Origin of the sequence: Mesorhizobium sp. M1066 (assembly GCF_040318635.1) — a bacterium.
Classification (GTDB): domain Bacteria; phylum Pseudomonadota; class Alphaproteobacteria; order Rhizobiales; family Rhizobiaceae; genus Mesorhizobium.
In genome coordinates this window covers 55,894-70,898 of sequence record NZ_JAMYMR010000027.1, presented here as the reverse complement: position 1 = coordinate 70,898, position 15,005 = coordinate 55,894, and the positions used below count along the sequence as shown (strand labels likewise).

At 64.6% G+C, this 15,005-nt stretch carries 6 protein-coding genes; all 6 read right to left on the bottom strand.

Translation table 11 applies throughout. The features are described 5' to 3' along the window. Positions 1–177: 177 nt before the first annotated feature. Complete coding sequence (locus NKH52_RS25940; RefSeq protein ID WP_352734863.1) at positions 178–8,760, bottom strand: glycoside hydrolase family 94 protein; 8,583 nt, start codon at positions 8,758–8,760, stop codon at positions 178–180. 268 nt (positions 8,761–9,028) lie between these two features. Beyond that, positions 9,029–9,616: a HutD/Ves family protein gene (locus NKH52_RS25935; protein ID WP_127288912.1), complete on the bottom strand. Its 588-nt coding sequence runs from the start codon at positions 9,614–9,616 to the stop codon at positions 9,029–9,031. A 12-nt stretch (positions 9,617–9,628) separates the two neighbouring features. Next, the gene (hutU, locus tag NKH52_RS25930; RefSeq protein WP_352734861.1) at positions 9,629–11,299 is read right to left on the bottom strand and encodes a urocanate hydratase; all 1,671 of its coding nucleotides are present in this window, start codon (positions 11,297–11,299) and stop codon (positions 9,629–9,631) included. Positions 11,300–11,326: 27 nt separating this feature from the next. Continuing rightward, a complete protein-coding gene (gene hutG / locus NKH52_RS25925; protein WP_352734860.1) occupies positions 11,327–12,145 on the bottom strand; it encodes an N-formylglutamate deformylase in 819 nt (272 codons plus the stop codon). Continuing rightward, positions 12,145–13,686, bottom strand: coding sequence for a histidine ammonia-lyase (gene hutH / locus NKH52_RS25920; protein WP_352734858.1), 1,542 nt, complete (start codon positions 13,684–13,686; stop codon positions 12,145–12,147). Before hutH ends, hutG begins: the two co-directional genes overlap by 1 nt. Further along, the gene (hutI, locus tag NKH52_RS25915) at positions 13,683–14,921 is read right to left on the bottom strand and encodes an imidazolonepropionase (protein WP_352734856.1); all 1,239 of its coding nucleotides are present in this window, start codon (positions 14,919–14,921) and stop codon (positions 13,683–13,685) included. The genes hutH and hutI overlap by 4 nt, the downstream gene beginning before the upstream one ends. Positions 14,922–15,005 lie beyond the last annotated feature (84 nt).

The window sequence follows — 15,005 nt, the reverse complement described above, 5'->3', positions numbered from 1 at the left end:
CTGCTCGTGGTGCCCCTGTCGGACGCCTCAAGCCTTTGATTTCATGCACTCCTCGGTGGCATGTCCTTCAATCGGCAGGCGACAACGCCAGGCGGGACGGTGCCTCTCATCCCGCCGTGGTGACAAAAGTCGCGCCCCGGACCCAGGCCCGAGCGCATAGTTTTTGAGCAACATGCATCAAGCCGGGATCCTGATGACCACCTCGGCAACTTCGCCATCCTTCAGTTCGACTGCCGAAGCCTTGGTTTTTGCCCCATTCAGCTCCAGCGACACGGCCTTGGCCTTATTGTCGCGGATGACGCGAACCCTGAGTTCCGCCCCCACCATCTTGAGATTTGCCGAGTAACCGTCCCAGTGGCTCGGCAGCTTCGGCTTGAACTGGACACGCTTGCCACGCCGTTCGATGCCCAGAATGCCTTCGACAGCGGCCCTGTAGAGCCAGCCGGCGGAGCCGGTGTACCAGGTCCAGCCGCCACGGCCGCCCTTGCTGTTGCCTGCATTATCGTCCCCGGCATAGATATCGGCCGCCACGACATAGGGCTCGACACGATACTGTTCGGCCGCGGCCTCGTCGGTCGCATGGTTGACCGGGTTGAGCATCGAGAAACAGCGATAGGCCTCGTCGGTGCGCCCCATCTCGGCGAGCGCGATGACGAACCATGCGGCGGCATGGGTGTACTGGCCGCCATTTTCGCGCACACCGGGCGGATAGCTCTTGATGTAGCCCGGGTTCTTGTCGGTCTTCGAGAAGGGCGGTGTGAACAGCTTGACGATCTTGAGCTTGTCGTCGACGAGCAGCTTCGTCGCCTGCTCCATCGCCGTTGTCGACCGTGCCGGATCGCCCTCTCCCGAAAGCACGCTCCAGGACTGGGCGATCGAATCGATCTTGCATTCCTGCGAGGTACGCGACCCAAGCGGCGTGCCATCGTCGAAACTGCCGCGCCGGTACCATTCGCCGTCCCATGCGGTGCTCTCAAGCGCCCGCTTCAGAACATCGGCATGCTTTGCCCAGGCCTGTGCTCGCTTGGCGTCGCCCTCGGCCTTGGCGACGGGGGCGAAATCGCCCAAGGTCTTCAGCAGGAACCAGCCAAGCCAGACGCTCTCGCCCTTACCGTGCTCGCCGACGCGGTTCATGCCGTCGTTCCAGTCGCCGCCGAGGATCAGCGGCAGGCCTGCCGGGCTGCTGCGCTTGATGGCGAGATCGAGCGCACGCGCGCAATGGTCGTAGAGCGACGCTGTCTTCTTCGAGATTTCCGGGGTGAAGAAGGCATCGTGCTCGCCCTCGCCCAGCGGCTGTCCATCGATGAAGGCCAATTGCTCCTTCAGGATGGTGGCATCGCCGGTGACCAGCAAATAGCGCGCCGTGGCGTGGGCAAGCCAGACCACGTCGTCGGAGATCAACGTACGCACGCCAGCACCCGTGCGCGGCAGCCACCAGTGCTGCACGTCGCCTTCGGGGAACTGCCGCCGCGCCGCATTGAGGATCTGGTCGCGCGCCAGCTGCGGGTCATGCGCCAGCAACGCCAGCGTATCCTGCAACTGGTCGCGGAAGCCGAAGGCACCGCTGGCCTGATAGAAGGCGGAGCGGGCACGGATGCGGCAGGCCAGGCTCTGATAGGGCAGCCAGTGATTGACCATGGCGTCGAGCGCCTTGTCAGGCGTCTCGACCTGGATGGTGTCGAGAAAGCCGCGCCATTCGCGCTCATTGTCGGCCAACCGCTGGTCGAAGTCCTTGACCCGGTGCTCCTGCACCAGCGCGCTCGCCTCCTCGATCGACTCGGCATCGCCGAGCAGCCAGAGCAGCGTCACGTCGCCGCCAGCCGGAATGTCGACGTCGCGGGCGATAGCCGCGCACGGATCGTCGCCGGCCTCGACACGGCCAGACAGCGCTGCACCACTCAGCACCGCCTGCGGCAGCTCGCTGGAGCCATGCCGGCCGAGGAACTCCGACCGGTCTGTCGTCACCGAATGGACGCCGCCGTCGGCCGCGAGGAACGCAACCCGCTCGCCAAAATCCAGCCCGTAGGGGTTTTGTGCCAGCAGCGCCCCACTGGCGGCATCCCGCGACGGGACGATGGTTGCCGCCGTGCGCGACCGGTGTCCGCCGAGCACCCATTCGGCATAGGCATAGACACGCAGCCGCGCCGGCACCGAGCCGGAATTCTGGATGCGCAGCCGCGAAATCTTCAGCGGATCGACCGGATCGACGACATGGGTGAGATCCATCGACAATGGTCCGCGCTTCGAGCGGAAGGTCGAGAACCCCTGGCCATGCCAGGCCTCGTAGGTCATCGTGGGATCGCGCACCACGGCGGCGAGCGGCGAGAATGCCTTGCCGCTGGCCTGATCGTAGATATAGAGGCCCTCGCCCGGCCGGTTTGAGACCGGATCATTCGACCACGGCGTCAACTGGTAGTCGCGGCTGTTTCGGCTCCAGGTGAAGGCAGCGCCCTCGGCCGAGGTGTGGAAGCCGAACGAGGCGTTGGAGACGACGTTGATCCAAGGCTGCGGCGTCGTGCGCCGGCCGGCCAGGCGCACGACATAGTGCCGCCCGTCGCCGTCGAAACCGCCAAAGCCGTTCCACTGGCTGAGTCCGCTTCCATCGGCGCCGGCATTGGCCACCGCCTGCGAGGCAGGGGTATGCGTCGTGGGTGTCGGCGATGGCAATTCACGCGGAATCGGCAATGCTGCCAGGGCGTCCCGCGCCTGCAGAGCCGCGGCCTCGGCGCGCTCGATCTGGTCGAAGATGGTGCCGTTGCGCGTGTGCAGGACCACCCGGGCGACAGCGAGCAGCGTCTTGTAGGTGGTCTCGTCCATGAGATCGCGGCGCACCGCGAAGATGTGCTGGCGCGGTCCGAGCTCCTTGCCGCGCAGACGGCTGTTTTCGCACAGCGTCTCGACCGCCCGCTGCAAATCCTGGACATAAGAGGACGCCTGCTCGTTGACGACGACGAAGTCGATCATCATGCCGCGGGTGCGCATATATTCCTGGAAACGCAGCGCCTGGGCAACGATTTCGAGATCGGCGACGTCACCGATTCTGACCAGGAAGATCGGGAAGTCGCCGGAAATGCTTGTCGGCCACAGGCTCGACTGCTTGCCCAGCCCGGAGGCGATGGATTCTGCGGGAAGACGCAGGAACGGATCCGGATAGATCAGGTAGCGCGCCAGCTTCTGCACGTTGGCGGCATCGGTCAGGCTGAGGCCCATATGGCGGGTCTGCACCTGGCTGCGCGTCCAGGCAAGCATGGCCTGGCGGGCAAAGCTCTCCGGATGGTCGAGGCGGGCAATGGCTTCGTCCAGTTCGGCACGGCCGGCGCCGACAACCGTCCAGAAGGTCAGCGATATCTTCTTGTTGGCCGGCACGCGCACCTGGCGGCGCAGCGAGGCGACGGGATCAAGCGTAAAGCCTGAATGGCCGCCCAGCCTGGCGCCCGGATCGAAGGCGGCTGCGTCGACGATGGTACGGCCACGGCCGATGAAGGCGCGCCTGTCGGTCTCGGCCTCGGCGTCGCGCGCCGATCCGGACGGATCGGTGACGAAATGCACCATGGCGATATCGGGCTCGCTGGTCTCGCGCTTGCGCCGCGTGGCGAAGATCGCCGCGTTGTTCGCAGAGATTTCGGTTTCCACGAACATCTTCGAGAAGGCCGGATGCGCGTTGTCGGACGCCTCCAGGCCGAGCACCAGTTCGGCAAAGGAGGTCACTTCGATGTGACGGTCGGACGGACCGTCATTGTAGAGCGTGACCCGACGGCCCTCGCCATTGCCTTCCGAGATGACGATGCATTCGACCTCGGAGCGCAACGTGCCCACCGATTTGACGAAGCTCGCCTTGTCGTCGGAGAACAAGGTCTGCGCCTTTTCCTCGGCGGCGCGCTTCGGTTCGGCTGTAGCCGACCACCAGTCACCTGAGCCTGCGTCACGCAGGAAGATGTAGGAGCCGAGCCGGTCCTCGGTCGGATCCGGCTGCCAGCGTGTGACGGAGAGATCGCCCCAGCGGCTGTAGCCCGAGCCGGTCGCGGTGACCATCACCGAATAGCGGCCGTTCGACATGACGTTGGTCGACCGCAGCGACTGCAGCGGATTGAGCACGATGCGGGTGTCGGGGCTGTCGACTTCGGTCTCGTCCTTGGAGCGTTCGTCGGCCTCGGTCCTGACGGTCGCGGTCGGGATGTCGCGCGGCGCCCTCTCCTGCAGCAAGAGTTCGGCCGATTCGATGACCGGGTCGCTGTGGAAGCGGTCGCGCATGCGGCCTTCGAAGATGGCGTCGGCAACCGCCGCGATCGACATGCCCGAATGGTGGGCCATGTAGTTCTGGACGACGACATGATCCGTGCCTTCCGGCACGCGCTGCGGCGTGAAGTCGACGGCATCGTAGTAACCGTGGCGGCCGAGCGCCCCGATCTCCCGCAATCGGGCGAGATTCAGCACGGCTTCACGCGGATTGAACTGGGCCGCGAGTATGGTGGCGTAAGGCGCGATCACCGTGTTCTGGCCAAGGCCGCGCTTCAGCCCGAGACCTGGAACGCCGAAATTGGTGTATTGGTAGGTCAGTTCGCGGTCGCGCGCATTGTAGGCGGCCTCCGAAATGCCCCACGGGACGTTCTTCTGGCGGCCATACTGAATCTGGCGCTTGATGATAAGCTTGCTGGTCTGGTTGAGGATCGAGCCCTGCGGCTCCTTCATCACCAGCGGCGGCATCAGATATTCGAACATCGAGCCGGACCAGGACATCAGGGCGCCCTGGAAACCGATTTCGACGATCGGCCGGCCAAGCCGGAACCAGTGCTCGGTCGGCAGGTCGCCCTTGGCGATGGCGAACAGGCTGGTCAGCCGCGCTTCGGAAGCCAGAAGGTCGTAGCAGCTTTCATCGAGCTGGTGTTCCTCGACCCGGTAGCCGATCGACAACAGCTTGCGCTCCGGCCGCATCAGGAAGGAGAAATCCATCTCGAAGGCGTAACGGCGCGTGCGCTCGCGCAAGGTGAGCAGCTTGGCACGCAGCGCCTCGACGGCATTGTCGTCGCTGTGCGCGTCATGGACGTGCGCTTCGCAGGTGGCTTCCAGCCTTGCCGCCCAGTCGACAATGACGTCGCTCTGGGGCGACACGGCCTCGGTATGGATGGCGGTGGCCAATTTGCGGATCTCGCCGGCCAGCACAGCCAGGTTGATGGTGCGGATCGACGCCATTTCGGGCTGCGCCTTGATGGTGTCGACAGCGCGCCGCATGCCGTCGAGACGGTCGGCGAGACGCTGGCGCAGCGGGCGCAACTGACGGCGGTCATCGGGCAAATCATCGAGGCTTTCGCTGAGGATGGTGACCGTGTCGAGAATGCCTTCGAAATCGCCCTGGAGATGGACGGAAGGCGCTTCGGCCCATTCGGCGCAGGCCGCCGCCACCGCCACCAGATGGCCAGCGAGATTGCCGCTGTCGACAGCCGAGATGTAAAGCGGATAGAGCGGCTTCAGTGTCGTCGTGTCGTACCAGTTGAAGAGGTGACCGCGCTCACGCGGCATGCCCTCGATAGTCGCCATGGTGGCGTCGATGCGGGTGATGGCGTCGGACAGGCTGATCCAGCCGAAGTCGCGGGCGGAAACGACGGACAGCAGGTAGACGCCGATATTGGTCGGCGAGGTGCGTGGCGCCACCACCGGCGCCGGGCTTTCCTGGAAATTATCGGGCGGCAGATGGTGGTGTTCTGCCGTCACGAAGCTTTCGAAATAGTGCCACGTGCGCCGCGCCACCGTGCGCAGCGTGTGGATGTCGGCCTGCGATATGCGCAGCCGATCCTCGGTTTCAGCCGAACGGCTGATCCAGCTGGCGATGGCGGGCGAGCCAATCCAGAACAGCGCGAAGAAGAAGGCGACGAAGGCGCCGGTCGAATCGGCCAGCACGGGAATGGCAAGGCCGACGAAGCCGATGATCACGGCGCCATACATCATGCCGTAATACGACCCGACATCGTTGTCGCCCGCCTTGTGCGCCTGCGAGGCGGTGCGCCATTCCAAAAGGTTTTGGCGGCTGACGAACAGCCGGTAGAGCGTGCGCACGATGGCATCGCCCATCATCCAGGCGTTGTGCGCCATCAGCACGATCTTCAGCGCCACCATGGCGGTGCCGAAGGCGACGTCGCGCGCCAGGGCCGAGAAATGGCCGCGCGGCGTCTGGTCGCCGCTCTTGGGCAGGATGGCGTTGACGATGTCGAATGTCGGCGCCATGAACAGGCTGAGGATCAGCAGGGCCTGCCATTGCGCGGCCTGCGTGAAGGGCAGCAGCGTCCAGCCGGCGATCGCCGCCATCACCCAGAAGATCGGCGTCAGCGAGCGGCGCAGATTGTCGATCATCTTCCAGCGCGACAGCGCCGGCACGCCGGAGCGCGGATCGAGCATGAAGCCGAGCAGCTGCCAGTCGCCGCGCGCCCAGCGATGGTGGCGCGAGGCGTCGACCGAGTATCGGGTCGGATAGTCCTCGACCAGTTCGACGTCGGTGACCAGCGCCGCGCGCGCCAGCGCGCCTTCCAGCAGATCGTGGCTGAGGATGGTGTTTTCCTCGATGCGGCCCTGCAGCGCGGCCTCGAAGGCGTCGACATGATAGAGGCCCTTGCCGGTGAAGGACCCGTCGCCGAAGACGTCCTGATAGAGATCGGACACGGCAAAGACATAAGGGTCGAGGCCGCGATTGGCCGAAAACACCCGCTGGAAGAACGACGCATCGTCGCCTGATGTCAGCGACGCGGTGATGCGCGGCTGCAGGATCGCGTAGCCGGCGGTGACGACGCGCTTGCTGGCATCGAAATGCGGCCGGTTGAGCGGGTGGCAGAGCTTGCCCACGAGGGTGGCGACCGCGTCACGGGTGGTGCGCGTGTCGGCATCGAGCGTCATCACATGGACGACGTTCTCCGGCAGCGGCACGTCGAGCGGCAGGAACGTGGTGTCGCTATCGCCGCGCAGCAGAAGATCAAGTTCATGCAGCTTGCCGCGCTTGCGCTCCCAGCCCATCCACGACCCTTGCGCCGCATTGAACAGCCGGCGCCGGTGCAGGATATAGAAACGCGGCGCGCCTTCGGAGGGATAGCGGGCGTTGAGACGAGCGATCTCGGCACGCGCGAATTCGAGGATCTCGGTGTCCGCCGCATCGATCTCGGTCTTCGAGTCTGGCCAGTCCGACAACAGCGCGAAATGGATTTCATCGGCCGTGTTGGCGAGATGATGCACCTCGATGTTGCGGATGTTTTCCTCGACATCGTCGCGCGAGCCGATCAGCGACGGCACCACCACCAGCGTGCGCGCCTCGGGCGGCACGCCGTGCCGGTAATCGTAGCCGACGAGGCGCGTCGGTTTCAGGAACAGCGAAACGACCGTGTTGAAGAAGGCGAGCGCGCCCTCGCTGGCCGGCACGGCAAAAAGCGCCAGCATGAGGACGATCGAGGGCACCGACAGGCCGAGATTGGCAAGCGCGTTGCCGGAGAGGACGAGAAGCAGGGCCGTCAGCGCAAACACGGGTACGACGATGCCGAGCCACCCGGTCTTGCGAAAGGCACGCTTGACTGTCTGGCTGATGGTGGGCCGGTAGCCGATCGCCTTCTCCAGCTCTAGCCGGCGTGGGCCGACGAGAAAGAAGCCGACATCGGTGTGGGCGGACCCGGTTAAAACGACGTCGCCGTCACCATCGCTGGCAGCGTGGCCGGCCAGCTCGATGGCCTTCTCGGCAACGCGATATTCCGAAAGGTTCGAGCGGCGCGCCAATTCCTCGATCGCGGTCCGGTACTGATCGCGCGAGAAGAAGTCGAGCGCGGCGAAATCGGTGCGCTCGCGCAGCACGGTGTCGATGCGGCTGACGCCTTCGAACCACACCGTCCAATCCACGTCGTTGATGAGGCGCAGGCCGCGGATGATGTTGCCCGTCGTCACATTGCCGCTGGACAGCGTGTGATGTTCGGAAATGATGATTTCCTCGGCATCGGAGCCGGTCTTTTCAAGCTCGCCTTCCAGCCATTCCAGAGCCTTGCCGGCATTCTGCGATCCATCGCGCAAGCGATAGAGCAGTTGGGTGGCGAAGGTGGTGTCCTGCGCGTGGGCGCTGAAGTTGGACAGGATCGACTGCCGGTCGGCGCTGTCGTCGGTGGCCAGGACCTTGTCGGCCACATCGTTGGCGATCTGGCGCATCTGGCGGGTGCGATTGACCCTGACGGCCAGCCGGCGGAGATTTTCGATCAGGACGAAGCGCAACAGCGAAGGCAGCGCCCAGAGTTCGCCGATCTTCAGCGGCTCGACCGACTGGAAACCCTGGACGATGGACTTGAACATCGTCGCCGAAACGGAACTGTCCGAATGCGCCACATAGGTCCAGGCCAGCGCCAACGCGCGCGGCACAGTGCCGTTGTCAGGCAGTTTCAGCGTCGGCAACTGACGATAGAACCGGCGCGGCAGGTCGCGCTTGACCTGGAAAATGGTCTCTTCGACCAAGTAATTGTTGTCGAGCAGCCATTGTGCCGCCGGCGTGATCGTCTCGCCCCTCGCCTGCGCAGCATTGGTCGACCGGTAGACTTCCAAAATCTTCTTGGCGCTGTCCCGGATACGGGCCTGAAAATCAAAGGGCGTCAGGCCGAACAGGTCCGTGAGGTCGCCTTTTGCCAGGCTTTCGCCAAGCAGCCGAAGGCGCTCTTCGGGCAGGTAATTGGAACGGATCGGCTCTTCGGTAATGGCCGGGAAGCTTGCGCTTGTCTTCTCGATTTGGGCAGGATTCGTCTGAATATTCATTGAAAATTCCGTAAGCGGGCACTGAACGGCGTCACCGCCACGGCAATGGCCCTAAAACCAGGTCAAATGCAATTGGTTGCATAAACCCCACTTGCCGAAAAGTTTGTTTCCGCACCGCGACAGGGCGTCGTCTCTCAGCAAAACTCAAAGACAAGCACCCCACTTCCCGCCAAGCCAGATCGGCGGAGAGGATTCAGGCTTTTTCGTGATGCCGCCAGCAGCTTACGCTATATTTCGCCGGTACCGCGATCATGTTTGGAAACAAGCGTTAATCGTTGCCGGCGATGGCGCAGATCCGGATCACGAACAGCGTTGCCTCATGGGCGGGCTGGACGAGCAGGCCGGTGCTGACCGGACCGGACCGCAGCGTGTCGAGCGGCCCGAGGCGAACCGGTTCAGCGGCGGGCACGCTGACGTCGCCGTTCAAGCACAGGATCAGCGTTGTGCCGGCTTCAGTCCGGATTTCCACGGGGGCCGAAATCACCAGGCGTTCGACCGAATGCGTCATCCGGCTTCGGCGGGTCATGACATTGAGATCAGTGATCGGTCCGCCGATCAGCGCGGCCGAGGTCTGCACGTCGGCAGGGAAAGAAAACAGGGCAGTCGTCCTGTTTATGGATGTCGGCGGGTGGCCGGCGATCTCGAGGACGATGCCCTCGCCTTCGAGCACGGCAAGGGTGCGATCGATCCCGGCAAATTGCGAGAAAGGACCGCTCAATTCGACACGCGCCATCGACACGCGCCAGTCGAAATCGTCGAGCCCGGCACCCCCAGGCGAAACGGCGATTTCCGTCGTCACGCCGCCGCCGTTCTTCCACGGCATCGACCGGTATTCGGCTGCCCGCAGGATGCGCATCGGCTCAGCCAATCACCCGAGAATGCCGGGCAGGTTGAGCTGGTGCTCCTTGGCGCACTCGACGGCAATGTCGTAGCCGGCATCGGCGTGGCGCATGACACCGGTCGCCGGATCGTTCCACAACACCCGCTCCAGGCGCCTGGCCGCTTCGCGCGTGCCGTCGGCGACGATCACCATGCCGGCGTGCTGCGAGAAGCCCATGCCGACGCCGCCGCCATGGTGCAGCGACACCCAGGTGGCACCCGACGCTGTGTTGAGCAGCGCGTTGAGCAGCGGCCAGTCGGACACGGCGTCCGAGCCGTCCTTCATGGATTCCGTTTCGCGGTTCGGCGAGGCGACCGAGCCGGAATCGAGGTGATCGCGACCGATGACGACAGGCGCCTTCAGCTCACCCTTGGCCACCATTTCGTTGAAGGCGAGGCCGAGCCTGTGGCGGTCGCCAAGGCCGACCCAGCAGATGCGCGCCGGCATCCCTTGAAAGGCAATGCGCTCGCGCGCCATGTCGAGCCAATTGTGCAGATGGGTATTGCCGGGCGTCAGTTCGCGCACCTTGGCGTCGGTCTTGTAGATATCCTCCGGATCGCCCGACAGGGCCGCCCATCGAAAGGGGCCGATGCCGCGGCAGAACAGCGGACGGATATAGGCCGGCACGAAACCGGGGAAGGCGAAAGCGTTCTCGAACCCCTCCTCCTTGGCCACCTGGCGGATGTTGTTGCCATAGTCGAGCGTCGGCACGCCGGCGTTCCAGAACGCCACCATCGCCTCGACATGTTCGCGCATGGAGGCGCGGGCTGCCTTCTCGACTTCCTTGGGGTCGCTGACGCGCTTCTCGCGCCACTCGGCCATCGTCCAGCCCTTCGGCAGGTAGCCATTGATGGGATCATGCGCCGAGGTCTGGTCGGTGACCATATCGGGGCGAATGCCACGCCTGAACATCTCCGGCACGATGTCGGCCGTATTGCCGAGCAGGCCGACCGACTTCGCCTCGCCGGCCTTGGTCCAGCGTTCGATCTTTTCCAGCGCCTCGTCGAGCGTGTCGGCGCGCTCGTCGACGTAGCGGGTGCGCAGGCGGAAATCGATCGAGTCCGGATTGCATTCGATCGCCAGGCAGCAGGCGCCGGCCATGACGGCGGCGAGCGGCTGGGCGCCACCCATGCCGCCGAGACCGCCGGTCAGGATCCATTTGCCCCGGAGATTGCCGCCATAGTGCTGGCGGCCGGCCTCGACGAAGGTCTCGTAGGTGCCCTGCACGATGCCTTGCGTGCCGATGTAGATCCACGAGCCGGCCGTCATCTGGCCGTACATCATCAAGCCCTTCTTATCGAGCTCGTTGAACTTTTCCCAATTCGCCCAGTGCGGCACCAAATTGGAATTGGCGATCAGCACACGCGGTGCGTCCGGATGGGTGCGGAAGACGCCGACCGGCTTGCCGGACTGCACCAGCAAAGTCTCGTCATCGGCCAGCGTCCTCAAGGAGGCGACGATGCGGTCAAAGTCGTTCCAGGTGCGCGCCGCCCGGCCGATGCCGCCATAGACGACCAGCTCGTTGGGATTTTCTGCAACATCCGGGTCGAGATTGTTCATCAGCATGCGCAGCGGCGCTTCCGTCAGCCAGGAGCGCGCGCTGATTTCGGTGCCGCGCGGGCTGCGGACTTCGCGGATGTTGTGGCGAGGATTGTTCATGGCGTCACTCCATAAAAGGACCTGATGTCAGACGCGCGCCCAGGATGTCGCGGTCTCGAGGATTTTCCGCAGGGTGGCGCGGATCGGTGCTGCGAACTCGGCGTCATAGGGCACCGGCCAATTGTCCGGCGTGCCCTTGCCATCGGGCTCGCGCATATAGCCGCGGTTGGAGAGTTCCATCTGCAGCGCATGCACACCTTGTTGCGGCTGGCCGAAATGGCGTGTGATCCAGCCGCCTTTGAAGCGGCCGTTGATGACAGAGGTTTCACCGGTTTCGGCCATGATCTGGCCGACCATCGCCTGCAGCGTCGGATCGGCGCTCCTGCCGTCATTGGTGCCGAGATTGAAAACCGGCAGCGTGCCTTCGAAGAGGCGCGGCAGCACTGAACGGATCGAGTGGCAGTCATAGAGCACGATCTTTTCGTGCAAGCCACGCAACCGGTCGATCTCGACCTGCAGGGCGGCATGGTAGGGCACGAAGAATTTCTCGCGACGTTCGTCGATCTCCGACGGCCCGGGTTCTTCGCCCTCGCGATAGAGCGGATCGCCATCGAAAGTCTCGGTCGGGCAAAGGCCGGTCGTCGCCTGGCCGGGGTAAAGCGAGGCGCCAGAGGGATCGCGGTTGACGTCGATGACGGTGCGCGAGATCGCGGTGTGCACCACCGTCGCCCCGAGGCCGGCAGCAAAGTCATAGAGATTATCGATCCACCAATCGCAGTCGCGGCGGCCGAGCCAGGGCGAGACCAGCCGATTCTCAAGGCCGGCGAGGTCGATGCCGGTGTGTGGTATCGACACCAGCAACGGGGCTGTGCCGGGCGTGACCGTCAGCCAGGGCGCGCTTGCCATCACATCGCTCCCGAAATCGACGGCAGAGCCACACCGCCGGCGGCCTTGATGGCCGCACCACTGCGCACCATGGCGATGGCTTTTTCCATATCGGGGTGGAAGTGGCGGTCATTGTCGAGATGCGGCACTTCGGCCCGGACCAGCTTGCGCACCGCCTCCAGGGCGTCGCTCGAGGCCAGCGGTGCGTGGAAATCGCAGCCTTGGGCCGCGGCCAGCAATTCGATGCCGATCACCGCGGTGGCGTTCTCGACCATGCCGATCAGCCGGCGCGCACCGTGCGCGGCCATCGAAACATGGTCTTCCTGGTTGGCCGATGTGGGAATCGAATCGACGCTGGCCGGATAGGCTTTCTGCTTGTTTTCCGAGACGAGAGCCGCCGCCGTCACCTGCGGGATCATGAAGCCGGAGTTCAGACCGGGCTTCGGCGTGAGGAAGGCCGGCATGCCGGACAGTGCCGGATCGACAAGCATGGCGATGCGGCGTTCCGACAGCGAGCCGATCTCGCAGACCGCGAGCGCGATCATGTCGGCGGCGAAGGCCACCGGCTCGGCGTGGAAATTGCCGCCGGAAAGTGCGGTGTCGTCCTCGGCGAAGATCAGCGGATTGTCGGTAACGCCGTTGGCTTCGGTGCCTAGCGTGTCGGCCGCCTGGCGCAGCACGGTCAGTGCAGCGCCCATCACCTGAGGCTGGCAGCGCAGGCAGTACGGATCCTGCACGCGTTCGTCACCAACCCGGTGCGATTCTCGGATGGCGCTGCCGGCCATCAGATTGCGCAGGGCGTCGGCCGCCTCGATCTGGCCGGGATGCTTTCTCAGCACATGGATGCGCGGATCGAAGGGGGCGTCGGACCCTTTTGCCGCGTCGGTCGACAGGGCACCGGCGACCAGCGACGATTGGTAGAGCACTTCGGCCTCGAACAAGGCGGCCAGCGCATAGGCGGTCGAAAACTGGGTGCCGTTGAGCAGCGCCAGGCCCTCCTTGGCGCCCAGTGTCACCGGCTCCAGCCCATGCGAGACGAAGGCGACCTTGGCCGGAAAACGGCCATGCGGGGTAAAACATTCGCCGACGCCGATCATCACCGCCGTCATGTGCGACAGCGGGGCAAGGTCACCGGAGGCGCCGACGGAACCCTGCGCCGGCACCACCGGGATGACGTCGTTGGCCAGCATCGCTTCCAGCAATTCGATGGTTTGCGGCCTCACGCCGGACGCGCCCTGCGCCAGGCTGGCGAGCTTCAGCGCCATCATCAGCCTGCAGACAGCAACCGGCATCGGCTCGCCGACGCCGGCGGCGTGCGACAGCACGATGTTGCGCTGCAAGGTCTCGAGATCCTCGGCCGGGATGCGGACGCTGGCCAGTTTGCCGAAGCCGGTGTTGATGCCATAGACCGGCTCGCCCTTGGCAACAATCCTGGCGACGGCCTCGGCGCTCGCCTTGATCTTCGGCCGGCAGGCATTGTCCAGCTTGGGCACGGCGCCACGATAGATGGCGCGCCAGTCCGCCAGCGTCGCATTGCCGGGCTTCAGGGTCAGTTCGGTCATTGTCCTCTCCAGATGCGGGCATGCAGCGGGTTGAAGCCCATGCGGTAGACGAGTTCGGCGGGGCGCTCGATGTCCCAGATCGCCAGGTCGGCGGATTTTCCGACCTCAAGCGTGCCGGTTTCCCCCAGCAAACCAAGCGCGCGGGCGGCCTCGCGGGTGACGCCGGCAAGACATTCATCGACGGTCAGGCCGAACAGGGTCGCGGCCATGTTCATGGTCAGAAGCAGCGATGTCAGCGGCGAGGTGCCGGGATTGTTGTCGGTGGCGACGGCCATCCTGACGCCGTGCTGGCGAAACAGGCCGATCGGCGGCTTCTTGGTTTCGCGGATGAAATAGTAGGCGCCTGGCAGGATCGTCGCAACGGTCCCCGCCTTGGCCATCGCCACCGCACCTGCCTCATCGGTGTATTCGAGATGGTCGGCCGACAGCGCACCATAGCGGGCGGCGAGTTCGGCGCCATGCAAATTGGACAGTTGGTCGGCATGGAGCTTGACCGGCAGGCCGGCCGCTTTGGCCGCATCGAAGACGCGCGCCATCTGTTCCGGCGAAAAGGCGATGCCCTCGCAAAAACCGTCGACGGCATCGGCCAGTCCCTCGGCGGCAACCGCCGGGAGAATTTCCTTGGCGACCAGATCGATGAAGGCGTCCTTGTCACCCTTGGCTTCCGGCGGCAGCGCATGGGCGCCGAGGAAGGTGGTGCGGATCGTCACCGGTCGCCGTTCACCCAATTGGCGGGCCGCGCGCAGCGACTTCTTCTCGTTTTCGAGGTCGAGGCCGTAGCCCGACTTTACTTCCACTGACGTTACGCCCTCGGCGATCAGCGCATCGAGGCGTGGCAGTGATTGAGTGACCAGTTCGCTCTCACTGGCGGCGCGCAGCGACTTGACCGAGGCGACAATGCCGCCGCCGGCCCGGGCGACCTCTTCATAAGTGGCGCCGGCCAGCCGCATCTCGAATTCGTTGGCGCGGTTGCCGGCATGGACCAGATGGGTGTGGCAGTCGATCAGGCCGGGTGTGATCCAGCGGCCCTCGCAATCGATCGTCTCGACGCCCTGGGCAAGTGTTGGGGGCAGCTCCGACTCGGGGCCGGCATAGACAATGCGGCCGTCACGCGAAGCGACCGCGCCGTGTTCGACGATGCCAAGTCCGGCAGACCCTTCGGCCATGGTCGCGAGCCGCGCATTGCGCCACAGACGAAGATCCCCTGCCCGGCTTTTGCTCTGTCGTCCAGCCATCATCTTTTCCGTTTCAATCGATGACGATTATGTATATACATATCGAAACGCACTGCAAGTGCCATCATCGCATGAGAGACAGAG